This is a genomic window from Streptomyces sp. NPDC094147 (assembly GCF_044764265.1).
Lineage (GTDB): Bacteria > Actinomycetota > Actinomycetes > Streptomycetales > Streptomycetaceae > Streptomyces.
Genome location: NZ_JBIWHT010000006.1, coordinates 33,467 through 58,536 on the forward strand (window position 1 = coordinate 33,467; position 25,070 = coordinate 58,536).

The window sequence follows — 25,070 nt, forward strand, 5'->3', positions numbered from 1 at the left end:
TTGACGTGACCGATACCGCCATGCTGCCCGAGTCCTGGCGCGGCGTCCTCGGCGAGGAGCTCCAGAAGCCCTACTTCAAGGAGCTCACCGAGTTCGTCGAGGAGGAGCGGGCGAAGGGCCCCGTCTTTCCGCCCCGCGAGGAGGTCTTCGCGGCCCTGGACGCGACGCCGTACGACCGGGTGAAGGTCCTGGTCCTCGGCCAGGACCCGTACCACGGCGAGGGCCAGGGGCACGGCCTGTGCTTCTCGGTGCGGCCGGGCGTCAGGACACCGCCTTCGCTGCGCAACATCTACAAGGAGATGCGGGACGAGCTCGGCCTGGAGATCCCGGACAACGGCTATCTGATGCCGTGGGCCGAGCAGGGCGTGCTGCTGCTCAACGCGGTGCTCACGGTCCGCTCCGGCGAGGCCAACTCGCACAAGGGCAAGGGCTGGGAGAAGTTCACCGACGCGGTGATCCGCGCGGTGGCCTCGCGGCCCGACCCGGCGGTCTTCGTGCTGTGGGGCAACTACGCGCAGAAGAAGCTCCCGCTGATCGACGAGGAGCACCACGTCGTGGTCAAGGGCGCGCACCCCTCCCCGCTCTCGGCGAAGAAGTTCTTCGGCTCGCATCCGTTCACGCAGATCAACGAGGCGGTCGCGGCCCAGGGCCACGCCCCGATCGACTGGCGCATTCCGAACCTGGGCTGAGCCGGACGGCGGGAAAGGGGTCCGGGCGTGTGGCGGCGTCCGGCTGACGGGCCCGGGGCCCGCGCCCGAGCCTGAGTCCGATTGTCAGTGGTGGCGGCTAGCGTCGGAGTCGTTCGACTTTCATGACGCTCGACTTTCCTGACGACGGGTGGAGACCGCAGTGACGGACATGCAGGAAGCTCCGGGGGACATCGTGATGACCCGCATCGGGCAAGCGATGATGCTGCTGCACGGCGGGGACCGCGAGGAGGCGCGCAACCGCTTCGGCGACCTCTGGACAGAGATCGGCGAACACGGCGATCCGCTCCACCGCTGCACCCTCGCCCACTACATGGCCGACGCGCAGGACGACGCGGGGGACGAACTGGCCTGGGACCTGAGGGCGTTGGCGGCGGCCGACGGGCTGAGCCAGGACCGCCTGGAGGAACACCAGTCCTCGCTGGCGGTACGGGCCTTCTACCCCTCGCTCCACCTCAACCTCGCCGCCGACTATGTGAAGCTGCACCGCCCCGCGGAGGCCCGGCTCCATCTCGACCGGGCCCACGCCGCCCTGGACGCGCTCTCCGACGATGCGTACGGGAACGGCATCCGGGAGGCGCTCGGCCGCCTCGAACGCCGGCTGGACGCCGTATGACCGACCGCTGCCGTCTGACTGCCCGTCAATGTCCGTAGGCCTCACGACAGATGCGGGCCGCGGGGCTGTCGTCGGTCCAGCCTCCGTACCCCTTGCCGAGCGCGCAGGTGTCACCCGCCGACGGGAGCGCGGGGGCGGGCCGGGGGTGCTTCCTGCGGGGTTTCACGGTGGGGTGGTGCGGGGGTGCTTCGGACCGGACGCGCGGGTGATGCGGCACCGCGGGGGGCTCGGGCTCGGAGGTCTTCGGAGTCGCGGGCCGCGGTGGCGGTGGGGTGTTCGGGGGCAGGACCGTGTCCAGCCCTTCGCGGGCCGGCGCCTGGACGATCTGCGGGCCGACCCTCTCCTCGTGCCGGGTCGGCGGAGCGGGCGGCCGGGCGGGCGCGGGACGGGCCTCGACGGAGACACAGCCTGAGACGCATCCGCAGACGGTCAGGGCCGCCGCTGCCGTCAGGAGTTTCAGCGCGGTTCCGGTTCGGTGCATCCGCCAACTCTGCTGGCTGGAGCGGGAGTTCGGCGATGTCGCGGCCCCGGAATGGCCCGCACGAGTGACATCGCCGCCCCCGCCGCGCGGGCTCGCCCAGTCTCCGCCTCTCGGTCTCAGGCTCTCAGTCTCCGGTCGAGCCGTCGACCGCCTCGCGGATCAGATCGGCGTGCCCGTTGTGGCGGGCGTACTCCTCGATCATGTGCGTGTAGATCCAGCGCAGAGTGAAGTGCTTGCCGTTGCGGCTGGTGCCCGCGCTGAGTTCGTCGAGCTCGTGCGAGGCGGCGTGCGCGCGTGCGGCGGCGATCTCGCCGCGCCAGGTGGCCAGCGCCTCCGCATAGGTGTCCTCGGGCCCGAAGTGGAAGTCGCGGTCCGGGTCCTCATCGGTCGAATACACCGGCGCGTCGGCCTCGCCGCCGAACACCGTGGTGAACCACCACCGTTCGACCTCGGCCATGTGCCGCAGCAGTCCGAGCAGGGTGAGCGCCGAGGACGGCACCGCGGCCGACTTGAGCTGCTCGTCCGTGAGCCCGGAACACTTCCAGGCCAGCGTCTCGCGGTGGTATTCGAGCCAGCCGTCGAGCATGTCCCGCTCGGTGGCGTCCAGAGCGGGTTCGCTGCGTTCGGCCGACTCGGCCGGGGGTGTTTCGGAGGTCGTCATGGCGACATCCTCGCCGACCGTCATGACGGTGGCCAGCCGTTATCCGAGGCGGGATCACCGCCTCCGTGGCCGGTGGGTCACTGTCCTGGAGCGGTTGCCGAGCCGAAGCCGGCCGGCGCCTGCATCGGGCTCGCCCCCAACTCCCAGCGGGCGCTTCACGTCATCGGTCCGGGGCGGCCAGCCCTTGAAGGACGGCCGCGTCTATGCGTACGCGGCGGCCAGGACCCCGCAGGGCGGGCGGGTCGCCGACGGTGAACTGGCCGAACTGCGCGGGCTGTTCGGCGGCCGGTACGACCCGATCCCGGCCGTCCTCGACGCGGCCTGGGGCGGTCCGGTGCTGCGCAACGACGTCCACCCGATCGCCGGGGCGCTGCCCACCACCGCGGTCAGGGCGCGCCCATCGGCGACGCCGCCCACGCCGTGGCACCGACGCCGGGCCGGGTCACACCAGGCCGTCGAGGACGCCGTCGCCACCTGGCAGCCGCTCCGGCGCCCGTATGCTGATCAGGCAAGGGAGCAGGACACAACTCGGCGGCAGGAGAGCCCGTGAAGCTCGGATGCATCGGACTCGGGGACATCGCGCGGAAGGCCTATCTGCCGGTTCTGACCACGCTGGCGGGCACGGAGCTGCACCTGCAGACCCGCACCCCGGCCACCCTCGCGGCGGTGGCCGACACCCACCGCATTCCGGCCGACCGGTGCCACACCGACCTCGACTCGCTGCTCGCGCAGGGCCTCGACGCGGCGTTCGTGCACGCCCCGACCGCGGTGCATCCCGCGATCGTGACCCGGCTGCTCGAAGCGGGCGTACCGACCTATGTGGACAAGCCCCTGGCGTACGAACTCGCCCAATCCGAGCGGCTCGTGGCGCTCGCCGAGGAGCGCGGCGTCGGCCTCGCCGTCGGCTTCAACCGGCGCTTCGCGCCCGGCTACGCCCAGTGCGCCGATCACCCGCGCGAACTGATCCTGATGCAGAAGAACCGCGTGGGACTCCCCGAGGACCCGCGCACCCTGGTGCTCGACGACTTCATCCATGTCGTGGACACGCTGCGTTTCCTGGTTCCCGGACCCATCGAGCACACCGTCGTACGGGCCCGGATCCGCGAGGGACTGATGGAGCACGTGGTGCTTCAGCTCTCCGGAGACGGCTTCACCGCCATCGGCACCATGAACCGGATGAACGGATCCACCGAGGAGATCCTGGAAGTCTCGGGCCAGGACACCAAGCGCCAGGTCCTCAACCTCGCCGACATCGTGGACCACAAGGGCCAGCCCAGCGTGCGCCGCCGTGGCGACTGGGTGCCGGTGGCCCGCCAGCGCGGCATCGAGCAGTCCGTGCTCGCCTTCCTCGACGCCGTACGGGCCGGGAAGACGCTCAGCGCACAGGATGCGCTGGCGACCCATGAGCTGTGCGAGAGGGTGGTGCGGGAGGCCTTGGAGCAGGCCTCCTGAGCGCTCGCGCGCCCTCGGCCGCGCAGAACACGGCGAGCACCGCGAGCGCCGAGAACACCGCCCAGTCGCCGAGGCGCACATAGAGAGTGGCGCCACTGGCGAGCGGGACGTCGTAGACGGCCGCCGTGCTGCTGCCGGTGCCGAGCCACTCGCCGATGCGCTCGCCGTCCGGACCGTAGACCGCGCTGATGCCGGTCAGCGTGGCGTGGACCATCGGGCGGCCCGTCTCGGCGGAGCGCAGCGCGGCGAGCGAGGCGTGCTGGGCGGGCGCCCAGGTGTTCTGGAACGTCGAGGTCGACGACTGCGCGATGAGCAACTGGGCGCCCATGCGCACCAGATGACGGCTCATGTCGGGAAACGCGGACTCGAAGCACACCAGCGGTCCCACGCGCACCGCGTCCGGCAGCGTCATCACCACCGGCGTGGTCCCGCGCCGGCGGTCCTCGTCCGCCGCCTTGCCGACCGAGGTCGCCCAGCCGAGCAGCGAACGCGCGGGGACGTACTCACCGAACGGCACGAGCCGCATCTTGTCGTAGCGCTGCCCGGTCGGCCCCCGCGGCCCGACCAGGACCGAACTCTTGAAGATCCCCGGCTTGTCGGACCTGCGCGCGTCCACGTTCACCAGGATGTCCGCGCCGAGGTCCTTGGAGAGCGTGGCGATGCGCGCGGCCAGGTCCGGCCGGGCCGCCAGATCCTGGCCCACGCTGCTCTCGCCCCACACGACGAGATCCACGTGCTGCCCCGCCAGCGAACGGGTCAGCGCCTCGCTGCGGGCGAACCGGGCGTCGCCGTTCTCGATCACACCGGGCTGCACCACCGCGACCCTGAGACGGCCGTCCCGCTCCGTGTGCGGAGCCCACATCCAGGCCGCCCCCGTGATCAGGGCACACACCACGAGCGCGGACACCGCAGCGGTACGCACAGGGGGGAGCGCTACACAGAGTGTGGCGGCCGTATTGACCGCCACCACGAGCAGGCTCACCAGCCAGACCCCGCCCACCGACATCAGCCGCAGCGCCGGAGTGACCTCCCACTGACTGGCGCCGAGCAGCCCCCAGGGCCCGCCGAGCCCCTGCCACGACCTGACGAGCTCCACCATCAGCCAGCCCGACGGCACCACCGCGATCGCGGTCAGCGCGCGGGCGACCGAGGGACGGCCGCCCAGCGTGGAGCGCACGAGGACGCCCCACGGTGCCCACAGCAGCCCGAGCAGCGCGGCCAGGACCACGATGAAGACGTTGAGACTCGGCATCAGCCAGTGATGCACCGCGATCATGAACCCGGTGCCCCCGAGCCAGCCGTCGAGCGCGGCCCGCCGCGCGGTGGGTGCGGCGCGGATCAGGAGCAGCCAGGGCACGAGGGCGACGTACGCGAACCACCACAGCGAGGGCGCCGGGAAGGCGAGCGCGGGCAGCGCCCCGGCCAGTAGTGCGGCGGCGCCGCGCCACCACGCGGAGTCCAGACGTGGACGGTGACGGCCGACCGGAATCCGCATACCGCGCCTCCTTGCCCACCCCCGTGATCACATGTGTTCCCGCACCACCAGTGTGCGGGAGCGGGACAGCGGCGCACAGATGGCGGGGGCGCCCGGCGCGTCCCGTCCGCGGACCGGGGCCCCGCCGCGTCCCGTCCGCGCGCTCACGCCCCGGCGAGCGCCCCCGAGACGCGCCGCCACTTCTCGTGCACGGTCACCGACTGGAGCCGCCAGCCCGCATCCGTCCGGACCAGCGAGAACGCATAGCGTCCGCCGGACTCGAAATCGGGCGCCGACGAGTGGCTGTCGCCGTCCCCCGTACCGCCGAAGCACATCGGGTTGAGGTAGTCGGCGCGGAGTTCGGCCCGGTCGCCCGGGTAGCCGCCGAGGTCCTGGAGGGTCAGCAGCCGGTTCGCGATCAGATGCTGGCGGACCGGGAAGAGCCGCATGGTCTCCGCGAGCCACTGGGCCACCTCCTCGGCGGGACCCTCGATACCGCCCGCCGAACGGTAGTCGGCGCGGCCGCCCACGGCGAACAGGGCGCGGTAGGCCGTCCAGTCCCCGTCGTCGACGGCCGCGGCATATCCGGTGATGAGTTCGTCGATGGCCAAGCGGTCCAACACGGTCCCGAGATCCACGCGCTGCGTCATCGGCTCAGTCTCCGGCAGCCGGCCCGGAACTCCAAGAGCCCCGCACTTGTGGCTGGTTGGCGCGTCGTGCTACCGCTGGCGCCATGACTGAAGAGACTGCCCCCGTGACCGACGAGAGTGCTCCCGTACGCATCGAACGACGCGGCCCGGTCACGACCGTGGTGCTCTCCCGCCCTGCCGCGCGCAACGCGGTGGACGGCCCGACCGCGCGGGCGCTCGCGGACGCCTTCCGCGCCTTCGAGGCCGACGAGCAGGCCGCGGTGGCGGTGCTGTGGGGCGAGGGCGGCACGTTCTGCGCGGGCGCCGACCTGAAGGCGATCGGCACGGAGCGCGGAAACACGGTGGCCGAGGACGGCGACGGGCCGATGGGGCCGACCCGGCTGCGGCTCTCCAAACCGGTGATCGCGGCCGTCGCCGGACACGCGGTGGCGGGCGGCCTCGAACTCGCCCTCTGGTGCGATCTGCGGGTGATGGAGGAGGACGCCGTGTTCGGCGTGTTCTGCCGGCGCTGGGGCGTGCCCCTGATCGACGGCGGGACGGTACGCCTGCCGAGGCTGATCGGGGCGGGCCGCGCCATGGACCTCGTGCTGACCGGGCGGCCGGTGGACGCCTCGGAGGCGCGGGCCATCGGCCTGGCCGACCGGATCGTGCCGACCGGAACCGCCCGCGCCGCCGCCGAGGAACTCGCCGCGCAGATCGCCGCGTTCCCGGGGACCTGCCTGCGCCACGACCGGATGTCGCTGCTCGAACAGGAGGGCCTGACCGAACCGGAAGCCCTGCTCAACGAGGTGCGGCACGGCGTCCACGCGTTGGGAGAGGCGGCCGAGGGCGCCGCCAGGTTCGCCGCCGGTGCGGGCCGGCACGGTGCGTTCGAGGGTCACCACTGACGAACCGGTGTGCCGTGGGCCTGGTGGGTTACGCGGGCTGACGGATGTACGGCGTCGTGGCCGTCAGCGGCACGAAGCCGAGGCGTTGCAGGATGGGGCGGCTCTGGTCGGAGGCGTCGACCTGGAGGTAGCGGTAGCCGCGCTCGGCGGCGATGCGGGTGCGGTAGGCGATCAGGGCGCGGTAGATGCCCTTGCCGCGCCACTCGGGGAGGGTGCCGCCGCCCCACAGACTGGCGAATTCCGTACCCGGGTGGAATTCCATGCGGGCCGCGCTCACCGGCAGGTCACCGGCCATGGCGACGACCGCCGTGAGGGTCTCGGGAGCGTCGGCGAACTGGGCGAGCAGCCGTTCCCTGACGCGGGTGGAGTCGTTGTCGAAGGCCCGGTCGTGGACGTACGTCATCAGGTCGACCCCGGCCGCGTCGGTCACCGGACGCAGGGTGATGCCGTCGGCGGGCTCGGCATCGAGGGGGAGGTCCGCCACGCGGGCGACCATGACCGTCTCCTCGGGCTCGGCCTCGAAACCGGCCGCCCGCAGGCGCTGCCCGAGGTCGGCGGGGCAGTCGTGCCCGTACAGCTTCCACTCGAATTCGTTGCCGAGGGCAGCGAAGTGGCGTACCTGCGCCGCGATCTCCGCGTCGGCGGTCGCGGCCGTCAGGTCCGACCAGAGGACGCCGTTCCACACATGGCCGGGGCCCACCTGACGTACGACGTCACCCACCCGCTCGACCCTCGCCCCCGGTCCGTCGGCCAGGGCGTTCTCGCGCATCTGCCGGTCGAAGACCGCGAGCAGTTCGTCATCGGTGCCGCTGTCCGGCGCGTTGGTGTCGATCCGGTCACTCCAACACCGCGCGGAGCGCCGCAGCAACTGGAATTCGGGCGGCTCAGCCCCGCGGCTTCGAGGGCGCCGACGAGGCGAGCGGCGCTGCTTCGCCCACGGCCTCGGCCCATTCGGCGAGCAGCCGCTCGTACTCCTCCGCAGGCCACTGCCCGTCCGCGCCGTCCACGAGCGCGCGGATGGCGTCGTTGGCGGCGTCGGCGTCGGACGGCACGGAAGCGGCCCGGTCGGAGGAGGAAGACATGCGACCAGGCTACGGGGCTCCTCGGACACTCGGCCGCGTCGATCGCGCTGAACAGCAGGTGGGCGCGGTCGATGGTGTTCAAGGTCACAGGCCGGGGAGGGTTTGGGCGCGCCCCGGGGGTTAGGCCGCCTGGGCGGTGTCGGTGCGTATCGCCGCGGCCCACTCGATCAGGAGCCACCGATAGCGCTCCTCCTCGCCGGGGGACAGATGTCCGTCGGACCGCTCCCACAGGGAGCGGATCTCCGCGTTCACCACGTCGGCAGGGCGGACGGACCGGCAGTCGGAAGGGGGCATGGGGCAAGCCTACGGCCATGAGGTGACCCACCGCCATGAAGTCGGAACTCTCAGCCACCGTGCGGCAGTTGAGGTAGGTGGGGTGGGCGGCACACCCCGGGGCAGAACCGGACAGTACGGAAGGGGGCGGGGCAAGTGCCCACCGCGCCAGGGATGTTGTCGGGGACCCGGGCATCGACCCCCGCCTATCCTCACGCCATGGAGCAGAGCGAGGTTCTCAAGCGAGTGATCGGCATTCTCACCGAGGCCGGGGGCTACCGCCGCCGCATCGAGGAGGACGGCGAACAGGGGCGGGACATCGGGACCGGCATCGTCACCGCTCTGCTCAACGAGACGATGCCGCACATCGAGATCCCGGCGGACGCCACCCCGCAGGAGATGGCCACCCTCGTGGCGAGGGAGGTCGGCGGAGCCATCAGCCAGCTCGTGGCCGCCTTCAGCCTGGCCTATGTGGCCCTCGCCCAGGTCCACGACTCCGGCGAGCAGGACGTGTCGTCGGCCGACGTGCTCCAGGACCTGGCGCTGCGCGCGGAGGAGTTCAAGGGGGACGGACCCGAACAGCCGGAGGGCTGAAGGGCTCCGGGCGTCAACCCGGAGTCCGCCCGACGAAATCCCCGACGAAACGCCCGGCGGACCGCCCTACCGCCCCCGCAGACGGTGCCGCTTGCACCAGGCGACCGCGGCCGCCGCGACCGTGGTGAGCACGATGAACCCCGTCGCGATCAGGAAGGCCGGCGAGGTCGGCGACGAGGCGCTGCTGCCCGCGACGACGTACGCCAGGGTGTTGGGGACCGAGCCGAGGCCCGTCGCCAGCAGGAACGGTGACCAGCCCATGCGGGAGACCGCCGCACAGTAGTTGGCGGCGGCGAACGGCACCCCGGGGAACAGCCGGATCGCCATCATCGAACGGAACCCGTGCCGCGACAGCTGCTCGTCCGCCGCCTTCAGCCAGCGTCCGCGCAGCAGGGGCCGCAGCGCGTCCTGCCCGAGCACCCGGCCGAGGCCGAACGAGATGCCCGCGCCGAGCACCGTGCCCGCGAGCGCGCAGGCGAGACCGGCCGGGGTGCCGAACAGGGCGCCCGCCGCCAGGTTCAGGATCGGGCGCGGCACGAACGCCGCCGTGCACAGCCCGTACGCCACCGCGAAGAGCGCCACCGCCCCCGCCCCGCCCAGCTCCGGCGGCCAGCCGCCGGCGAGCAGCCGCTGCGGCTGGAAGACCAGCACGGTGGTCGCGGCCGCCGCGAGCAGCAGCACGAGCAGCGAGAGACGCGACCACGGCGAGAGCAGCGCTCTGGTGCAGCGCACGGCGAGGCCGGGGGACGGGCGGACGGCGGGCTCAAGCATCCGGGGAGACTAGCCGACGGGGGGATGTGATCGCCGTTTCGACCGGGCGGGCGCGCACTGGGGGCGGGCCACAGGCTCTGGCTCCCCGAAGGGAAGACCGTGATCCCGCCCACACTCGGCCCCAACTCCCGCCCGCCGAAAACCATTCGACGCGCGCCCGCCCGCCAGGCATGATCAGCGGCATGTCCCGGTACGCCTTCCTCGCAGCGCCGTCCGCAGTCGCGGACGCGCCGAAGGCTGCCGTCTCGGCAGCGGCGTACGCAGTCGCACCCGCAGCGCCCATCGGCGGCGCCCGAAGCTGACCCTTCCCGGAAAGTCCGGCGGACCCCGCACGGGGAGGGTCGGCCGGATCCAGGGGTCCCAGCACAGCTCCGCGACCACGCGAGGGACATTCAGCCATGCCCAAGACGGCATACGTACGCACCAAGCCCCACCTCAACATCGGCACCATGGGCCATGTCGACCACGGCAAGACGACCCTGACCGCCGCCATCACCAAAGTGCTCGCCGAGCGCGGTACCGGCACCTTCGTGCCGTTCGACCGGATCGACCGGGCCCCGGAGGAGGCCGCCCGCGGCATCACCATCAACATCGCGCACGTCGAGTACGAGACCGACACCCGCCACTACGCGCACGTCGACATGCCGGGCCACGCCGACTACGTCAAGAACATGGTCACCGGCGCGGCCCAGCTCGACGGGGCGATCCTCGTCGTCTCCGCGCTCGACGGGATCATGCCGCAGACCGCCGAGCACGTGCTTCTCGCCCGGCAGGTGGGTGTCGACCACATAGTGGTCGCGCTCAACAAGGCCGACGCGGGCGACGACGAGCTGACCGACCTGGTCGAGCTCGAAGTGCGCGAGCTGCTCTCCGCGCACGGATACGGGGGTGACTCGGTGCCCGTCGTACGGGTCTCCGGGCTCAAGGCCCTTGAGGGCGACCCGCGTTGGACCGAGGCCATCGGCGCGCTGCTCGACGCCGTGGACACCTATGTGCCCATGCCCGAGCGCTATGTCGACGCGCCGTTCCTGCTGCCGGTCGAGAACGTGCTCACCATCACCGGGCGCGGAACGGTGGTGACCGGAGCCGTGGAGCGCGGCACCATCCGGGTCGGCGACCGGGTCCAAGTCCTCGGCGCGGAGGTCGAGTCGGTGGTCACGGGCCTGGAGACGTTCGGCAAGCCCATGGAGTCGGCGCAGGCCGGTGACAACGTCGCGCTGCTCCTGCGCGGCGTGCCGCGCGACGCGGTCCGCCGCGGGCACGTGGTCGCCGAGCCCGGCAGCCTGACGCCGAGCCGGAGGTTCACCGCCCAGGTGTATGTCCTGTCGACGCGCGAGGGCGGTCGCTCCACGCCCATCGCGACCGGCTACCGGCCGCAGTTCTACATCCGCACCGCGGACGTGGTCGGCGACGTCGACCTCGGCGGGGCGGCGGTCGCGCGGCCCGGCGACACGGTCACCATGACCGTCGAACTCGGCCGTGACATGCCGCTGGAGCCGGGGCTCGGCTTCGCCATCCGCGAGGGCGGCCGCACCGTCGGCGCCGGCACGGTCAGCGCGCTGGCCTGACCGTCGGCCCGCCCCACCCGAACACCCGGGCGGGGCGGGCCGCAGCCGTGAAGGCCCTCGGGGGCTGACCTGTCGGGCCGGTCGGCCCGGCCGGAGCCGCCGGGCGCACAATGGGACGGTGAACGACGACCCGCGCGCCGAACCGATCCCCGTCGTCCGGGAGGTCGACGAGGGCACCGCCAAGCTGCTCCCCGACGTGGACCGGGAGCGCGCCTGGCTGCTGACCGTGAACGGCGCCCCGCAGTCGTACGTGGACCTGGACGATCCGACGTACATCGAGTTCGAGTACGTCCGCAGGCTCGCCCATGTCGTGGACTGCGCGGCCGACGAGGGCGCCCCGCTGGACGTGCTGCACCTGGGCGGCGGGGCGCTCACCCTGCCCCGCTACGTCGCCGCGACCCGGCCCGGCTCCCGCCAGGACGTCGTGGACGCCGACCGGGCGCTCGTCCAACTCGTCCGGGAACACCTGCCGGTGCCGCCCGACGCCGGGATCACCCTGCACGCGGCGGACGCCAGGGCCTGGACCGGACGGGCTCCGGCCGCCTCGGTGGACCTGCTGATCGCGGACGTCTTCGGCGGCTCACGGGTGCCCGCGCACCTCACCTCCATCGAGTACGCGCGGATCGCCCAGCGGGTCCTCAAGCCCGGCGGCATCTATGCCGCCAACCTCGCGGACGGCGCACCCTTCGCCTTCCTCCGCTCCCAACTGGCCACCTTCCGGGCGGTGTTCGCGGAGGTCGCGCTGATCGCCGAACCGTCGGTGCTGCGCGGGCGCCGCTTCGGGAACGCGGTGCTGCTCGCCTGCGCGCGCCCGCTGGACGTGGCGGCGCTCGCCCGGCGCACGGCGGGGGACGCCTTCCCGGCCCGGGTCGAGCACGGCGACGCGCTGCGGCGTTTCATCGCGGGCGCGGCGCCGGTCGGCGACGAGAACGCGCAGGCCTCACCCGAGCCGCCCGACGGCGCTTTCAGCATCGGCTGACGCCTCGGCACCGCCCGCGGCCACCGTCTCGGTGCGCCGGGTCAGACGGCGTACGTCCGGGACGAACAGGACCGCCGCGGTGAGCAGCACGATCAGCGCAGAGCAGCCCCACAGCGCGGAAGTGCGGCCGACCGCGCTCTCCACCGGCCCGGCCGTCGCGGTGGCCAGCGGCACCATGGAGATCGAGCCCAGCCAGTCGTACGCCGAGACGCGGGACAGCTTCTCCTCCGGGACCTCCTGGTTGAGCGCGGTCATCCACGAGACGCCGAAGACCTCGATGGAGACACCCGTCAGGAACATGACCGCCGCGAGCGCGACGATCGGCAGCGGTACCGCGAGCGCCGCCGAGGGCAGGGCCAGCGGGAAGACGCCGAGGGTGCCCGCGAGCAGCAGCCGGCGCGGCTTCCAGCGCATCATCAGCACCGCGCCGCCGAACGTGCCGGCGCCGAACGCGGCGAGCGCGAGCCCCCAGGGGCCGGGGCCGCCGAGTTCGTCGCGGGCCACCAGCGGCCCGTACACCGCCTCGGCCGCCGCGACCACGGCGTTGACCACCGCGAACTGCACCACGATCGACCACAGCCACGGCCGCGAGACGAACTCCCGCCAGCCCTCCCGGAGATCGGAGACCATTCCGCCGCCGGGTGCGCGCGCCGGGATGTGACTCACGTCGAGGAAGGCGCGCAGCGCGCCCGCCACCGCGAAGGCGGCCGCGTCGATCGCGAGCACCCAGCCCGCGCCGAACACCGCGATCAGCGCGCCGCCGAGCGCGGCCCCGCCGATGCCCGCGCCGTGCATGGCCATCCGGTAGAACGCGAAGGCGCGGCCGGCCTCCGTGCCGGAGACGCTGGACATCAGCATGCCTTCGGAGGCCGGGCCGAAGAAGGCCTGGCCCACACCGCCGAGCGCGGTGAGCACCACCATCTGCCACAGCTCGGGCTCGCCGGTCAGGACGAGGAGCGCGAAGGCGCCCTGCGAAAGGAAGTTGAGGGCGTTGGCCGCGACCATCACCCGGTGCCGCGGCAGCCGGTCCGCCAGCGCGCCGCCCACCAGGAGGAACAGGACGAGCGGCACGGTGCGGGCCGCCGCCACCAGACCCACGTCACCGCCGCTGCCCCCGGACTGGAGCACCGCGAACGCCGCCGCGATCAGCGCGCCCTGGCTGCCCAGGTTCGTCACGACCGCGGCGGCGGTCAGCAGGGTGTAGTTGCGGCCCGCCCAGGACGGGCGGCGCGGATGCGAAGGGGTGGCGGCGGAAGTCACCCAGGGACTATCGCCGCCGCCACCCGGTGGCGCCAACCGGTTTGTCGGCCCGGCTCCGTCAGGACCCGCCGGAGACCGGCACCAGCCGGATGGTGCCGAGGATCTTCTGGATGGTGTCCTCCTCGACCGCGCCGGGCACGCCTGTGTTGGCGATGAAGCTCCAGGCGGCCAGGTCGCCCTTGGCGGTCTTGAAGCCGAAGAGCACGGACTGGCCCTCGGTGGAGCACTTGTCCGTCTTCTTCACGCCCGTCGTCTTGGCGCGGACCACGCTGCCCTGGAGACCGGACTTGGTCGTGTACGGGACCGGCTTCTCCCAGGTGATGTGCTTCTTGTCCGGCTGGGTGTAGGCGTAGTACAGCCAGTCGGGGGCCTGTTGGGCCGCCTCGTCCGTCGACTTGGCGCCGTTCGCGCCCTTGGTGCCGATGGTGGCGAGCGCGGTGTTCTCGTCGCGGCCGCTGGAACCCTTGGTGGTGCACCACTTGGACTTGTAGTAGGCGGGGGCGGACATCATCATGCCGCCGAACCCGTTGGGGTCCGCCTTGTCGGACCAGCCCACGCTCATCCCGGGGCTGTCGACCTCCCAGTCCGGCGGTACGTCGAAGGCGTCGCCCCGGGTGGGGTTGACGACGACCTTCCACCCCGCGATGACCGGCTGGACCTCGGTACCGGCGCCGCGCGGGTTGGGAGCGGGGGACGACGGCGCCGCCGAGGTGGACGCGGACGGCGACTGCTTGTTCTTGCCGTCGGCCTGGCTGCTGCTCTTGTCGTTGCCCTTGAGCACCACGACGCCCGTGACCGCGGCGGCCACGACCACGGCGGCGGCCGCGACGATGGCGATGATCGTGGTCTTCTTCTTGTTGTTGCTCTCCGGCGCCTGCGGAGCCCCGGGCGGGCTGCCCACCGGATACTGCGGCACTGTCGGCTGCTGGTACGGGTTGGGCGTCTGGTAACCCTGCTGCGGATACCCCGGCTGCGGGGGCTGTCCCGGCTGCGCGGGCTGTCCCTGCGGCTGATGTCCCGGCTGCTGATAGGGATTCGGCTGCTGGTACCCCGGCTGCTGGTACGGGTTCTGATTCGGATCCTGCGGGTTCTGCTCGCCCCCGGGCGGCTGCTGTCCTGGCCACATGGCCAGTAACCATAGAGGTGCCGCCCCGCTCCTGCTACGGCCGCCCCCGCAAGGGATGGCCAAAGGTGGCTACCCATGGGTAACATCGAGCCTCATGAGCGCTGATCAGATGTCCGTCGGCGAGATGCTCGCCGCCACGGTCCCGATGGCCAGGACCCTCAACCTGGAGTTCCTGGAGACCACCCCCGAGCGTGCCGTGGTGCGGCTGCCGGACCAGTCCGAGTACCACAACCACGTGGGCGGACCGCACGCCGGAGCGATGTTCACGCTCGCCGAGTCCGCCAGTGGCGCCATCGTCATCGCCGCCTTCGGCGACCAGATGAACCGCGCCGTGCCGCTCGCCGTCAAGGCGGAGATCGGCTACAAGAAGCTCGCCATGGGCGTCGTCACCGCGACCGCGACGCTGGGCCGCCCGATCGCCGACGTGGTGGCCGAACTGGACGCGGGGCAGCGCCCCGAGTTCCCCGTCGTCATCGAGATCCAGCGCGCGGACGGCGCCGTGACCGGTGAGATGACCGTTGTCTGGACCCTGCGTCCCAACTCCTGACCAACCGCGGCGCAAGCTACGGAATCCGAAGGCGTCCCGGCTTCAGCCGGGGCGCCTTCTTCATTTCTCGTTCGCTTTTCGTTGACTCTTACACCGGACGGTCCTACGTTTCCGGCGCCTCGTGGCGCCTGACGGGTTGTCAACTCGGTCGTGACGCATAGTGCGTTCACTGGTCGAACGCCGGCCCGCCGCCTGCTGTGCCGCGGTCCACCACGTCGTGTCCGCACACAAAGGAGTGACGGTCCATGTCCGACACCGTTTCCCGAAGGTCAGCACTGCGTCTGCTCGGCGGCGCCGTCACGGTCGCGGCGGCCGCGACCGGCACCCTCGCCGGCCCGGCCCGCGCCCGTACGGCAACTCCGGGCGCGTTCCGGGTGGAGTTCCTGCTCGCCCGCCTCACCCTGGACGAGAAGATCGGCCTCCTGCACGGCGCCGAGGATCCGCACAGCCTCGGCCAGGCCGGCTACGTCCCCGGCGTCGCGAGGCTCGCGATCCCCCCGCTCAGACTCGCCGACGGACCGGCAGGCGTCCGCGTCGCCGGGCACGCGACCGCGCTCCCGGCGCCCGTCCTGCTCGCCGCCGCCTTCGACCCCGCGCTCGCCCGCGAGTACGGCGAGGTCATCGGCCGCGAGGGCCGCGCGCTCGGCCAGGACGTGCTCCTGTCGCCCATGATCAACCTGATCAGGACCCCGTACGCCGGACGCAACTTCGAGACGCTCTCCGAGGACCCGCTGCTCTGCGCCGACCTGGTCGCCGAGGAGATCCGCGGCATCCAGAGCCAGGGACTCATCGCCACCGTCAAGCACTTCGCCCACAACAACCAGGAGCAGGACCGCCTGACCGTCGACGTGCGGATCGCCGAACAGCCGCTGCGCGAGCTCGAATTCCGCGGCTTCGAAGCGGCCCTCGCCGCCGGAGCGGGCGCGGTGATGGGCGCGTACAACAAGGTGAACGGCGCCTTCGCCTGCGAAAACAAGCCAATTCTCAGCGACGTGCTGCGGGGCGACTGGGGCTTCGACGGCTGGGTGATGAGCGACTGGTTCGCCGCGCACAGCACCGCCGCCGCCATCAGCGCCGGGCTCGACATGGAGATGCCCAGAGGCAACTACTTCGCCGACCACCTGAAGGAGGCCGTGCAGAGCGGCAGCGTCCCCGAGGAGCTCGTCGACCGTTCCGTACGCCGCGTCCTGTCCGTCATGGAGCGCTTCGGGCTGCTCGACGGGAGCGCTCCCGCCCGGCCGGGCCTCGACCCGCGGGCCGGGGCGCGCACCGCGCTCAAGGTCGCCAAGGCGGGCGCCACCCTGCTCCACAACCGGCACGCCACCCTGCCGCTGACCGGCCGGGCCACCCGCAGCATCGCGGTGATCGGACCCACTGGAGCCATCCCCTTCGTGAGCGGTGGCGGCAGCGCACATGTGGTGCCCGAACACGCGCAGAGCCCGCTCGACGCGCTCAGAGTCCGGGCCGGACAGGGCGCCGGCGTCAGCTACGCCCTGGGCGAGGACATCTTCGGCAAACCGCTCCCGGGGGCCTCGTCCGGGGCCGACTTCGAGGGCCAGCACGTAGCGCCGGGCACCACGTGGACGTACGACGGCACGCTCACCGTGGCCGACCCCGACGAGTGGACCTTCTTCATCCACTACTCCGGCGACCGGCCCAAGGTGTTCCTCGACGGCACCGAACTCTTCCCGCCCGCCCCCGGCCTCGGCGAGTACTTCGCCGGCGGACTCGTCAGCGCCGCACCCGACGGACTCGCGGTGCGCCGCAGGACGCTCAGCCTCGCCGCCGGGGCGCACCGGCTGGCGGTCACCGCGAAGGGCCGCACCGCGGGCCAGCTCTTCCGGCTCCGCCGCACCACCGGTGCCACCCGCGCCGCCGACGTGGCCGAGGCGGTACGCGCGGCCCGCGCGGCCGAGAGCGTCGTGCTGTTCGCCTACGAGGACGCCACCGAGGGCGCCGACCGCACCGGCCTCGCGCTGCCCGGCCACCAGAACGAGCTGATCACGGCGGTCGCCGCCGCCAACCCCCGCACCACGGTGGTGCTCAACACGTCGTCCAGCACCACCATGCCGTGGCTGGACCGCACTGGCGCCGTACTGCAGATGTACTACCCCGGCCAGGAAGGCGCCGAGGCCACCGCGGCCGTCCTGTTCGGGGACTGCGACCCGGGCGGCCGGCTCACCCAGACCTTCCCCGTCTCCGACACGCGGCACCCGGTCGCCGGGGACCCGCGCCGCTACCCGGGCGTGAACGGCACCGAGGAGTACTCCGAGGGGATCCACCTCGGCTACCGGTGGTACGACGCCGAGGGCGTGGCGCCGCTCTTCCCCTTCGGGCACGGCCTCTCCTACACCACCTTCGAATACTCCGGACTGACCGTCGGGCCCGACGGCGACGGGCTCGCGGTCGGCTTCACCGTGCGCAACACCGGGCGGCGCACCGGCACCACGGTGGCCCAGGTGTACCTCGGCCCCTCGCCCGACCTCCGCCTCGACCAGGCGCGCCGTGCCCTGGCCGGCTACCGCCGCCTGGAACTGGAACCCGGCCGCGCGCAGCAGGTGACCGTACGCATCTCCGCCCGCTCGCTGTCCTCCTGGGACCCGGAGCGGCACGGCTGGGTCCTGGGCACCGGAACGCGCGAGGTCGGTGTCGGCGTCTCCGCGTGCGAGCGGCGGCTCACCGGCCTTGGCCAGGTCCGATCGCAGGAGACGGCCGGCCGGCCGTGACCGGGTAGGCTGCCCGGCGTGCGCCAAGGGGGGCGCACGCCGGGCTCCGGCCCGGTGCGAGCGGGAGGAAGCGGAGTTGCAGGACTGGCTGGAGCACATCCCCGCCGTCAGTGTCTATCTCCTGGTGGCGCTGGTCATCGGGGTCGAAAGCCTCGGGATCCCGCTGCCGGGCGAGATCGTGCTGGTCAGTTCGGCACTGCTCTCCTCACAGCAGGGGCACATCAACCCCGTCGTGCTGGGCGCCTGCGCCACGGCCGGCGCGGTGATCGGCGACTCGATCGGCTACGCCATCGGCCGCAAGGGCGGCAGGCCACTTCTCGCCTGGCTCGGCCGCAAGTTCCCCAAGCACTTCAGCGAGGGCCATGTCGCCATGGCGGAACGGTCCTTCCAGAAGTGGGGCATGTGGGCCGTCTTCGTCGGCCGCTTCATCGCCCTGCTCCGGATCTTCGCGGGACCGCTCGCGGGCGTACTGAAGATGCCGTACTGGAAGTTCCTCATCGCCAACGTGCTCGGTGGCATCTGCTGGGCGGGCGGTACGACGGCCGTCATCTACTACCTCGGCATCGTCGCCGAGTCCTGGCTGAAGAACTTCTCGTACCTGGGCCTGGTGGCCGCGCTGCTGATCGGCCTCGTGTCGATGCTGGTCGTCAAGAACCGCGCCAAGAAGTCGATGGCCGAGGCGGAAGCGGACCGGTCCACCCCCGAGAGCGTGCCCGCCGCGGACTAGGGGGTGTCCGGTGGGTCATGGCCGGGGTCGCGGCGGCTGGCACGGCACCTCGCCGCGTTGCCGAAACGTCCCCATAGCTCCTCCCCCAAGGCCTCAAGGGCCAGGGGGGACCCCCATTCAAGACGCTCCGGCGCCTTGCGATGCACCGCACCAGCCGCCGCGCCCTGTCCGACCCTGACCCACCGGACACCCCCTAGGGCCATCCGCGCCGTCGGCGCGTGATCGTGAGCGGACCCCCGACCGCGCGGGCCGGGGGACGGTCGCCTAGCGTGCTGGTGGGCGCGAACGGATCCGTACCAAGGAGTGGCGCATGGCAGAGCAGGCGTTGGTCGTGGCAGTGGGCGGCAAGGCGCCCGAGATCGCCCCGACCGCATTCACCGCACCCACCTCGGTGGTGCTCGGCGAGGTCACCCTGGGCGAGGGCGCGAGCGTCTGGTACCACGCGGTCCTGCGGGCCGACTGCGGGCCGATCGTGATCGGCGCCGAGAGCAACATCCAGGACAACTCCACCGTCCACGTGGACCCGGGCTTCCCGGTCACGGTCGGCGAGCGGGTCACCGTCGGCCACAACGCGGTCCTGCACGGCTGCACCGTCGAGGACGACGTCCTGGTCGGCATGGGCGCCACCGTCCTCAACGGCGCCCGTATCGGCGCCGGTTCGCTGATCGCGGCGCAGGCCCTGGTGCCGCAGGGCATGGTGGTACCGCCGGGATCGCTCGTCGCGGGCGTGCCCGCCAAGGTGCGGCGCGAGCTGACCGGGGAGGAGCGCGAGGGCATCAAGGTCAACGCCCTGATGTACCTCGGCCTGGCGGAGGACCATCGAAAGGCGCAGGCCGGCTGAGCCTCCGCGCTGAGCGGAAGATCACAGGGGTCGGCCCTGATCGGCCGGGTCGGCGATGAGTACCGTGAGCGGGTGCCCAAGAACAGAAACACGTTCTCATCGCTGACCGCCTGGCGGCGCCGGATCGCCTCCCGCGCGGTGCACGGCGGTTGGGGCTGGATCAAGGAGGCGGGCGCGGTCACCGCCGAGCACCCGGGGAAGCTGCGCTTCCGCCGGATCGGCTCCGGAACCCGCCTCGCCTTCCCGCAGGGCACCGTCTTCGGGGAGCCCTGGATCGAGCTCGGCGACCACTGCATCATCGGCGAACAGGTCACCCTGACGGCCGGGATGATGCCGGGCCTGGACCTTGGCGCCGAACCGATACTGACCCTGGGCAACGGCGTCGTGCTCGGCCGGGGCAGCCACGTCATCGCCGACACGACGGTCACCATCGGCTCGGACACGTACTGCGGGCCGTACGTCTACATCACCTCGACCAACCACAGCTACGACGACCCCCGTCAGCCCGTGGGCAAGCAGTGGCCGCGCATGGAGCCCGTCGAGATCGGCCCCGGCTGCTGGCTCGGCACGGGCGCCGTGGTGCTGCCCGGCGCCCGGCTCGGCCGCAACGTGGTCGTGGCGGCGGGCGCCGTCGTACGCGGTGAGGTGCCCGACCACGCGGTGGTGGCCGGGGCCCCCGCGAAGATCGTCCGCACCTGGGACGAGGAGAACGGCTGGCAGCCGCCGCTGCGCACGCCCGCGCCGGTGCCGATTCCGGACGGCGTCACCCCCGAACAGCTGCTTGCCGTCGCGGAGTTGACCCGGGAAGAGGCCTGAGATCCCGTGGGCGAACCCCGGATCTGATCAGCCGGTCGCCAGCAGTACCGTGCCGACCAGGGCGAGGCCCGCTCCCGCCGCCTGCACCGCGCGCAGCCGCTCCTTGAGCACCCCTCGGGCGGCGAGCGCCGTGACCACCGGGTAGAGCGAGGCGAGCACCGCCGCGACGGTGACCGGGCCCTGCTGGGCGGCGATCGAGTACGTCCCGTTGGCGGCCACGTCGGCGAGGCCCACGAAGGCCAGCGCGGGCAGCGCGAGCCGCACGACGCGCAGCCCGCCGTCCTCGGGCAGCGCGCGGGCGCCGCGCCGCACCGAGACGAACAGGGCGGTGCCGCCCACCGCGACATTGGTGACGCGCTGCACGAAGAGCGCGAGGAACAGCCCCGTCACGGTCGTCGACGCCTCCGAGATCAACGCCATCACGGCACCGAAGCCGAAGGCGGCGAGCAGCGTGAGCAGGACGGCCTGGCGCCGCACCGCCGCGCCGCGGAACTCCGGGCCGCCCGCCAGCAGGATGCCCACCACGGCCACCGCGATCCCGGCGAACTGGAGCAGGCCCGGCCGTTCGCCGAGGACGAGACCGACACCGACGGGTACGGCGACGCCCAGCGAGCCGAGCGGCGAGACGACCCCCATCGGGCCGAGCGCGAGGGCCTTGTAGAAGCTGAGCATGGCGACCGGGCCCACCGCGCCCGCCGCGACCGCGAACCAGAGCTGCGGGCCCGCCTCGTGCCGGCTGCCGGTGGCGACGACGACCGCGCCCAGGACCACCACGGCCACCGACTGCGAGGCCACCACGACGGTCAGCGCGGGCATGCGCCGGGTGAGCAGCCCGCCGCCGAAGTCGGCCAGACCCCACAGGAGGCTGGTGGCCAGGGCGAACAGTGCTGTCATGGTGGGGCCTCGCAGTACAGTTCAGTGACACGGGTGGTCAGTCGGTTGCACCACACCGTAGTGCAATTTATTGAACCCTGTCATTAAATATATTGGACGGCCTTCCTGGAGGCCCACCTCATGGACGGAATGTGTCGGACCTCGAACTGCTGACCCAGTCACTGGCCCGCAACGTCAAGCGCTGGCGCACCGAGCGCGGCTTCACGCTGGACGCGCTCGCGACCCGCGCCGGGGTCAGCCGCGGCATGCTCATCCAGATCGAACAGGCCAGGACGAACCCCAGCGTCGGCACCGTGGTGAAGATCGGCGACGCGCTCGGCGTCAGCATCACCACCCTGCTCGACTACGAGAGCGGCCCCAAGGTGCGCATCGTGCCGCCGGACCAGGCGGTACGGCTCTGGTCCACCGAGCGCGGCAGCTACAACACGCTGCTCGCGGGCACCGAGGCGCCCGGCCCGCTGGAGATGTGGCACTGGCGGCTGATGCCGGGCGACGGCAGCTCATCGGATCCGCACCCCGCGGGCACGGTCGAGCTGATCCACGTCACCGAGGGCACCCTCACCCTCGCCGTGGACGGTGTCGACCACCCGGTACCGGCCGGGCATTCGGCATCCTTCGAGGCCAACGCGGCGCACACCTACCGCAATGACGGCTCCGAGCCGGTCGCCATGACGATGGCCATCTCGGTCCCGTTCGAACGCTGAGATACTCAACCACCGTACGGACACTGCCTGTTGGTGTTCCCTCAATGCGCGCACCCATCGCGGAGCCGGGCCGCATCGCGAGCCGGTGTGCGTCCGGGGGCGCGCGCCGTGATCGGTCCGGCGTCCGGGCGGGATGATTTTGGGCCCGTATCTGGTAATCGGGCCCGGGTCGGGTGGAGGCTGACTATCGTCTACTTTCGCGGCCCGGGGGCGACGGAAGCGGACCGCGTCGATCTCGAACGAAACCACTCATGAGAGTGGTTTCGGCGCCAACGCCGAACCTGGGCACCGGCCAACGCAGTTGGGGTGTCCCGGAGAGGCGGCAGTGGTCGGACCAGTCGCTCGTGGCGCATGAGCGCACATGGGCACGGCGTGCGGCCGAATGTGCGCGACGTACGGAAAGCCCATGGAATCGTTCACATGCCGTGTCTCATGCAGTGATCCAGACAAGACCCCGCTGCGGAAACGGCGCTCAGACCTGAAAGGCGCTCACGTGGAAGCTCTCGTCTCGGCGGCCGAACGGCCCGGCCCCGCCCCCCACAGGCCGGCCACCAAGCGGCTGCCCCTGGTGAAGCGGGCAGCGGCGCAGAGTGCGGGGAAGACCCCGGCGAGCCTGGCCAGGGTGATGCCGGGAGGCGGCAGTCCCGCTGAACCCGGCACCTCCGCGTTCCAGTCGGCGCTCTGACGGGCGGACAGACCCCGACCATGGACCGGCCGCTTCCACCTGCCCTGTCGCAATTCGTGCTGAAGATCCACAGCCGCTGCGACCTGGCTTGCGATCACTGTTACGTCTATGAACACGCGGACACGAGCTGGCGCGGACGGCCGAGGGCGGTCTCCGAGGAGATCCTCGCCCAGGTAGCGGACCGCATCGCCGAGCACGCCCGGCGCCACGCGCTCCCCATGGTCCACGTCGTCCTGCACGGCGGCGAGCCCCTGCTCGCGGGACCCGGCAGGATCAGGCGGGCCGCCGAAGAACTCCAGCGGGCCCTCGGCACAGTGAGCGCCCTCGATCTGCGCATGCACACCAACGGCGTTCTGCTGGACGAGGAGTTCTGCGAACTCTTCCTCGAACTCGGCATCAAGATCGGGGTCTCCCTCGACGGCGACAAGGCCTCCAACGACCGCCACCGCCGCTACGCCGACGGCCGCAGCAGCCACGACAAGGTCATCCGCGCGGTGGAGCTGCTGAACCGCCCGCGCTACCGACGCCTGTTCGCCGGTCTGCTCTGCACCATCGACGTCGAGAACGACCCGATCGCCGTCTACGACGCCCTCGTGGCCCTCGCCCCGCCCCGCATCGACTTCCTTCTCCCGCACGCCACTTGGGACACCCCGCCGCCCCGCCCCGGCGGCGCGGCCACGCCCTACGCGGACTGGCTCGACGCCGTGTACCGGCGGTGGGACGCGGCGGGCCGCCCGGTGCCGGTCCGCATCTTCGACTCCGTGCTGCGCACCCTGCGGGGCGAGAGCAGCCTCACGGAATCCCTCGGGCTTGCCCCCGCCGACCTCGTGGTGATCGAGACCGACGGCACCTTCGAGCAGGCCGACAGCCTCAAGACGTCGTACGACGGCGCCCCCGCCACCGGCATGGACGTCTTCACGCACTCGCTCGACGACGTCCTGCGGCACCCGGGCATGCTCGCCCGCCAGCAGGGCATCGAGCAGCTCTGCGCGCAGTGCCGCGGCTGCCCGGTGGTCGAATCCTGCGGCGGCGGCCTCTACGCCCACCGCTACCGCACCGGCAGCGACTTCGACAACCCCTCCGTGTTCTGCCCCGACCTGCTGGCACTGGTCACCACCATCCGAGACCGGGAGGCGGCCGTGCCCGCACCGACGCCGCGCCCCAACACCCAACTGCCCCTGGAACAGGGTGACTTCGACGCCCTGGCCGCAGGCTTCGGCACGGCGGACACGATCCGGCGCCTGGCGGAAGCCCAACTGGACATCAACCAGGAGCTGCTCGCCGCGGTCAGCGAGCGCATCGCGCTCTCCGACCGGCAGGGCGCCGCGGCCTGGGAGCTCGTGACGCACCTCGACACCGAGGCGTCCACCGCACTCGACGCCGTCCTCGCGCACCCGTACACCAGGCCGTGGGCGCTGAGCGTGCTCGACGGCCGGGCGGCGCCCGCGGGCGGCCTCGCCGAGATCGCGGCGGCCACCCTGCTGCGGGCCCGGCTCGGCCACCCCGTCACGGTGCCGCTGCGCGACGGGGCCCTGCGCCTGCCGGGCCTCGGCTCGGTGCGGCTCGCGGACGGCGCCGACCACGCCGAAGTGACCGCCGGACCCGAGGGGTTCACGGTGCGCGCGGGCACCCGCCGCCTGGACATCGGGTGGCACGAGGGCATGGACGGCCTCACCCCCCACTGGCAGCCGGTACGCCTCTTCGAGGGCGAGGGCTGGAGCGTGGCCATCGAGGACACCGACCCGCTGCGGGACTGCCACAAGTGGCCCGTCGCCGAGCGGCTGCCGGCCGGCGAGGCCAAACTGTGGGCCGAGGACCTGACCGGCGCCTGGTCCCTGATCCGGAGCGAACTCCCCGCCTACGCCGACGGCGTGGCCGCGGGACTGCGCCTGATCACCCCCCTGCACGCACCCGCCGGCAGCGATGTCAGCGCCGCCTGCAAGGAGGCGTGGGCCGCGATCGGCGCGGCCCGGCCCGCCTCGCCCGCTCAGCTCGCCCTGCTGATCGTCCACGAGTTCCAGCATGTGAAGCTCGCCGCGGTCCTCGACGCCGTCGACCTGTACGACAAGAGCGACCGGCAGCTCTACTACGCTCCCTGGCGCGACGATCCCAGGCCCATCGGGGGGCTGCTTCAGGGAACGTACGCCCATGTCGCGGTGACCGACTTCTGGCGGGTGCGCCGCCGGAGTGCGCCAGGGGCCGCCGAACGCGGCGCGGCCGAGGCGCAGTTCGCCCGCTGGCGGCGGCACACGGCCGAGGCCGTGGAGGAGTTGCTCGGCTCGGGTTCCTTGACCGACCTGGGGCAACGCTTCGTCGGCGGCATGGGCGAGACGGTGCGCGGCTGGCTCGACGAGCCCGTGTCGGGGGCCGCGCTCCGTGCGGCGGCCGACTCCGCGCAGCGCCACCGGGCCGCGTGGAAGGCCCGGGTCGATGAAGGGCGCTGAGTGAATTCCGCTGCGAATTGAGCGAATTCTCCCGCCATTTGGTTGATCCACTCGACGGACACCGCATGATTTCGGTCATGATCTGATCGAATTTCCGTGGGTGGA

At 72.2% G+C, this 25,070-nt stretch carries 27 protein-coding genes; 16 read left to right on the forward strand and 11 right to left on the reverse strand.

Annotated elements, in window-relative coordinates:
- Nucleotides 1–5 precede the first annotated feature (5 nt).
- Together ACIQ8J_RS12050 and ACIQ8J_RS12055 are read left to right on the forward strand one after the other, a co-directional pair.
- The gene (locus ACIQ8J_RS12050) at nt 6–689 is read left to right on the forward strand and encodes a uracil-DNA glycosylase (protein ID WP_403270396.1); all 684 of its coding nucleotides are present in this window, start codon (nt 6–8) and stop codon (nt 687–689) included.
- Nucleotides 690–849: 160 nt separating this feature from the next.
- Nucleotides 850–1,323, forward strand: a complete 474-nt coding sequence (locus tag ACIQ8J_RS12055) for a hypothetical protein (protein WP_403270393.1) — start codon at nt 850–852, stop codon at nt 1,321–1,323.
- Nucleotides 1,324–1,348: 25 nt separating this feature from the next.
- Here ACIQ8J_RS12055 and ACIQ8J_RS12060 read toward each other — a convergent pair whose 3' ends face one another.
- Entirely contained in the window at nt 1,349–1,804 is a 456-nt protein-coding gene (locus ACIQ8J_RS12060) for a hypothetical protein (RefSeq protein WP_403270390.1), read from the reverse strand.
- Between the two features lie 124 nt (nt 1,805–1,928).
- Nucleotides 1,929–2,465, reverse strand: a complete 537-nt coding sequence (locus ACIQ8J_RS12065; RefSeq protein WP_403270388.1) for a DinB family protein — start codon at nt 2,463–2,465, stop codon at nt 1,929–1,931.
- Between the two features lie 184 nt (nt 2,466–2,649).
- Here ACIQ8J_RS12065 and ACIQ8J_RS12070 point away from each other — a divergent pair, with 184 nt between their 5' ends.
- Both ACIQ8J_RS12070 and ACIQ8J_RS12075 read left to right on the forward strand, forming a co-directional pair.
- A complete protein-coding gene (locus ACIQ8J_RS12070) occupies nt 2,650–3,015 on the forward strand; it encodes a hypothetical protein (RefSeq protein WP_403270385.1) in 366 nt (121 codons plus the stop codon).
- Nucleotides 3,012–3,917 carry a Gfo/Idh/MocA family protein gene (locus ACIQ8J_RS12075; protein WP_403270382.1) on the forward strand — a complete coding sequence of 302 codons (906 nt, stop codon included), beginning with the start codon at nt 3,012–3,014 and terminating at the stop codon, nt 3,915–3,917. Before ACIQ8J_RS12070 ends, ACIQ8J_RS12075 begins: the two co-directional genes overlap by 4 nt.
- Here the strand turns inward: ACIQ8J_RS12075 and lnt are convergent.
- A complete protein-coding gene (gene lnt, locus ACIQ8J_RS12080; RefSeq protein ID WP_403270380.1) occupies nt 3,841–5,412 on the reverse strand; it encodes an apolipoprotein N-acyltransferase in 1,572 nt (523 codons plus the stop codon). The genes ACIQ8J_RS12075 and lnt overlap by 77 nt on opposite strands.
- Before the next feature lie 143 nt (nt 5,413–5,555).
- Nucleotides 5,556–6,041 carry a nuclear transport factor 2 family protein gene (locus ACIQ8J_RS12085; protein ID WP_403270377.1) on the reverse strand — a complete coding sequence of 162 codons (486 nt, stop codon included), beginning with the start codon at nt 6,039–6,041 and terminating at the stop codon, nt 5,556–5,558.
- An 83-nt stretch (nt 6,042–6,124) separates the two neighbouring features.
- On the opposite strand from ACIQ8J_RS12085, the gene ACIQ8J_RS12090 reads away from it, so the two are divergent.
- Entirely contained in the window at nt 6,125–6,928 is an 804-nt protein-coding gene (locus ACIQ8J_RS12090) for a crotonase/enoyl-CoA hydratase family protein (RefSeq protein ID WP_403270374.1), read from the forward strand.
- Between the two features lie 28 nt (nt 6,929–6,956).
- Here the strand turns inward: ACIQ8J_RS12090 and ACIQ8J_RS12095 are convergent, their stop codons facing one another.
- From ACIQ8J_RS12095 to ACIQ8J_RS12105, 3 genes are all read right to left on the reverse strand, one after another.
- Nucleotides 6,957–7,697: a GNAT family N-acetyltransferase gene (locus tag ACIQ8J_RS12095; RefSeq protein ID WP_403270509.1), complete on the reverse strand. Its 741-nt coding sequence runs from the start codon at nt 7,695–7,697 to the stop codon at nt 6,957–6,959.
- Nucleotides 7,698–7,812: 115 nt separating this feature from the next.
- Complete coding sequence (locus ACIQ8J_RS12100; protein ID WP_403270371.1) at nt 7,813–8,010, reverse strand: hypothetical protein; 198 nt, start codon at nt 8,008–8,010, stop codon at nt 7,813–7,815.
- Nucleotides 8,011–8,130: 120 nt separating this feature from the next.
- On the reverse strand, nt 8,131–8,304 hold the full coding sequence (locus ACIQ8J_RS12105) for a hypothetical protein (protein WP_403270368.1): 174 nt from the start codon (nt 8,302–8,304) through the stop codon (nt 8,131–8,133).
- Nucleotides 8,305–8,502: 198 nt separating this feature from the next.
- Between ACIQ8J_RS12105 and ACIQ8J_RS12110 the strand changes: the two genes are divergently transcribed.
- Nucleotides 8,503–8,877, forward strand: a complete 375-nt coding sequence (locus ACIQ8J_RS12110) for a hypothetical protein (protein WP_403270366.1) — start codon at nt 8,503–8,505, stop codon at nt 8,875–8,877.
- Between the two features lie 66 nt (nt 8,878–8,943).
- Here the strand turns inward: ACIQ8J_RS12110 and ACIQ8J_RS12115 are convergent, their stop codons facing one another.
- Nucleotides 8,944–9,648, reverse strand: a complete 705-nt coding sequence (locus ACIQ8J_RS12115) for a TVP38/TMEM64 family protein (RefSeq protein ID WP_403270364.1) — start codon at nt 9,646–9,648, stop codon at nt 8,944–8,946.
- Between the two features lie 398 nt (nt 9,649–10,046).
- Here ACIQ8J_RS12115 and tuf point away from each other — a divergent pair, with 398 nt between their 5' ends.
- Both tuf and ACIQ8J_RS12125 read left to right on the forward strand, forming a co-directional pair.
- Nucleotides 10,047–11,216 (forward strand): elongation factor Tu, encoded by a 1,170-nt coding sequence (gene tuf, locus ACIQ8J_RS12120; protein ID WP_403270361.1) that lies wholly within the window; start codon nt 10,047–10,049, stop codon nt 11,214–11,216.
- A gap of 118 nt (nt 11,217–11,334) precedes the next feature.
- Nucleotides 11,335–12,195, forward strand: a complete 861-nt coding sequence (locus ACIQ8J_RS12125) for a spermidine synthase (protein WP_403270358.1) — start codon at nt 11,335–11,337, stop codon at nt 12,193–12,195.
- Here the strand turns inward: ACIQ8J_RS12125 and ACIQ8J_RS12130 are convergent.
- Both ACIQ8J_RS12130 and ACIQ8J_RS12135 read right to left on the reverse strand, forming a co-directional pair.
- Complete coding sequence (locus ACIQ8J_RS12130; RefSeq protein ID WP_403270355.1) at nt 12,157–13,455, reverse strand: MFS transporter; 1,299 nt, start codon at nt 13,453–13,455, stop codon at nt 12,157–12,159. The genes ACIQ8J_RS12125 and ACIQ8J_RS12130 overlap by 39 nt on opposite strands.
- 58 nt (nt 13,456–13,513) lie before the next feature.
- Nucleotides 13,514–14,581 (reverse strand): hypothetical protein, encoded by a 1,068-nt coding sequence (locus tag ACIQ8J_RS12135; RefSeq protein WP_403270352.1) that lies wholly within the window; start codon nt 14,579–14,581, stop codon nt 13,514–13,516.
- Between the two features lie 109 nt (nt 14,582–14,690).
- Between ACIQ8J_RS12135 and ACIQ8J_RS12140 the strand changes: the two genes are divergently transcribed.
- The 5 genes from ACIQ8J_RS12140 (at nt 14,691) to ACIQ8J_RS12160 (ending at nt 20,238) form a co-directional block, all read left to right on the forward strand.
- The gene (locus ACIQ8J_RS12140; RefSeq protein ID WP_399051866.1) at nt 14,691–15,128 is read left to right on the forward strand and encodes a DUF4442 domain-containing protein; all 438 of its coding nucleotides are present in this window, start codon (nt 14,691–14,693) and stop codon (nt 15,126–15,128) included.
- A gap of 245 nt (nt 15,129–15,373) precedes the next feature.
- Nucleotides 15,374–17,854, forward strand: coding sequence for a beta-glucosidase (locus tag ACIQ8J_RS12145; RefSeq protein WP_403270349.1), 2,481 nt, complete (start codon nt 15,374–15,376; stop codon nt 17,852–17,854).
- A 76-nt stretch (nt 17,855–17,930) separates the two neighbouring features.
- The gene (locus ACIQ8J_RS12150) at nt 17,931–18,581 is read left to right on the forward strand and encodes a DedA family protein (protein ID WP_403270346.1); all 651 of its coding nucleotides are present in this window, start codon (nt 17,931–17,933) and stop codon (nt 18,579–18,581) included.
- 310 nt (nt 18,582–18,891) lie between these two features.
- Nucleotides 18,892–19,422: a gamma carbonic anhydrase family protein gene (locus ACIQ8J_RS12155; RefSeq protein WP_403270343.1), complete on the forward strand. Its 531-nt coding sequence runs from the start codon at nt 18,892–18,894 to the stop codon at nt 19,420–19,422.
- 72 nt (nt 19,423–19,494) lie between these two features.
- Nucleotides 19,495–20,238 (forward strand): acyltransferase, encoded by a 744-nt coding sequence (locus ACIQ8J_RS12160; protein ID WP_403270340.1) that lies wholly within the window; start codon nt 19,495–19,497, stop codon nt 20,236–20,238.
- A gap of 27 nt (nt 20,239–20,265) precedes the next feature.
- On the opposite strand, the gene ACIQ8J_RS12165 is transcribed toward ACIQ8J_RS12160, so the two are convergent.
- On the reverse strand, nt 20,266–21,132 hold the full coding sequence (locus ACIQ8J_RS12165; protein WP_403270337.1) for an EamA family transporter: 867 nt from the start codon (nt 21,130–21,132) through the stop codon (nt 20,266–20,268).
- 131 nt (nt 21,133–21,263) lie between these two features.
- Between ACIQ8J_RS12165 and ACIQ8J_RS12170 the strand changes: the two genes are divergently transcribed.
- The 3 genes from ACIQ8J_RS12170 to ACIQ8J_RS12180 all read left to right on the forward strand — a co-directional run bounded on the left by ACIQ8J_RS12170 (nt 21,264) and on the right by ACIQ8J_RS12180 (nt 24,965).
- On the forward strand, nt 21,264–21,836 hold the full coding sequence (locus ACIQ8J_RS12170) for a helix-turn-helix domain-containing protein (RefSeq protein ID WP_403270334.1): 573 nt from the start codon (nt 21,264–21,266) through the stop codon (nt 21,834–21,836).
- A gap of 493 nt (nt 21,837–22,329) precedes the next feature.
- A complete protein-coding gene (locus ACIQ8J_RS12175) occupies nt 22,330–22,521 on the forward strand; it encodes a hypothetical protein (protein WP_403270331.1) in 192 nt (63 codons plus the stop codon).
- Between the two features lie 20 nt (nt 22,522–22,541).
- The gene (locus ACIQ8J_RS12180; protein ID WP_403270328.1) at nt 22,542–24,965 is read left to right on the forward strand and encodes an FxsB family cyclophane-forming radical SAM/SPASM peptide maturase; all 2,424 of its coding nucleotides are present in this window, start codon (nt 22,542–22,544) and stop codon (nt 24,963–24,965) included.
- The last annotated feature ends 105 nt before the right edge of the window (nt 24,966–25,070 follow it).

Coding starts and splice junctions, on each gene's coding strand:
- ACIQ8J_RS12140 (WP_399051866.1), top strand. CDS start 14,691: ATGTCCGTCGGCGAGATGCTCGCCGCCACGGTCCCGATGGCCAGGACC.
- ACIQ8J_RS12105 (WP_403270368.1), bottom strand. CDS start 8,304: ATGCCCCCTTCCGACTGCCGGTCCGTCCGCCCTGCCGACGTGGTGAAC.
- ACIQ8J_RS12060 (WP_403270390.1), bottom strand. CDS start 1,804: ATGCACCGAACCGGAACCGCGCTGAAACTCCTGACGGCAGCGGCGGCC.
- lnt (WP_403270380.1), bottom strand. CDS start 5,412: ATGCGGATTCCGGTCGGCCGTCACCGTCCACGTCTGGACTCCGCGTGG.
- ACIQ8J_RS12110 (WP_403270366.1), top strand. CDS start 8,503: ATGGAGCAGAGCGAGGTTCTCAAGCGAGTGATCGGCATTCTCACCGAG.
- ACIQ8J_RS12065 (WP_403270388.1), bottom strand. CDS start 2,465: ATGACGACCTCCGAAACACCCCCGGCCGAGTCGGCCGAACGCAGCGAA.
- ACIQ8J_RS12145 (WP_403270349.1), top strand. CDS start 15,374: ATGTCCGACACCGTTTCCCGAAGGTCAGCACTGCGTCTGCTCGGCGGC.
- ACIQ8J_RS12180 (WP_403270328.1), top strand. CDS start 22,542: ATGGACCGGCCGCTTCCACCTGCCCTGTCGCAATTCGTGCTGAAGATC.
- ACIQ8J_RS12115 (WP_403270364.1), bottom strand. CDS start 9,648: ATGCTTGAGCCCGCCGTCCGCCCGTCCCCCGGCCTCGCCGTGCGCTGC.
- ACIQ8J_RS12100 (WP_403270371.1), bottom strand. CDS start 8,010: ATGTCTTCCTCCTCCGACCGGGCCGCTTCCGTGCCGTCCGACGCCGAC.
- ACIQ8J_RS12155 (WP_403270343.1), top strand. CDS start 18,892: ATGGCAGAGCAGGCGTTGGTCGTGGCAGTGGGCGGCAAGGCGCCCGAG.
- ACIQ8J_RS12095 (WP_403270509.1), bottom strand. CDS start 7,697: ATGCGCGAGAACGCCCTGGCCGACGGACCGGGGGCGAGGGTCGAGCGG.
- ACIQ8J_RS12165 (WP_403270337.1), bottom strand. CDS start 21,132: ATGACAGCACTGTTCGCCCTGGCCACCAGCCTCCTGTGGGGTCTGGCC.
- ACIQ8J_RS12085 (WP_403270377.1), bottom strand. CDS start 6,041: ATGACGCAGCGCGTGGATCTCGGGACCGTGTTGGACCGCTTGGCCATC.
- tuf (WP_403270361.1), top strand. CDS start 10,047: ATGCCCAAGACGGCATACGTACGCACCAAGCCCCACCTCAACATCGGC.
- ACIQ8J_RS12090 (WP_403270374.1), top strand. CDS start 6,125: ATGACTGAAGAGACTGCCCCCGTGACCGACGAGAGTGCTCCCGTACGC.
- ACIQ8J_RS12135 (WP_403270352.1), bottom strand. CDS start 14,581: ATGTGGCCAGGACAGCAGCCGCCCGGGGGCGAGCAGAACCCGCAGGAT.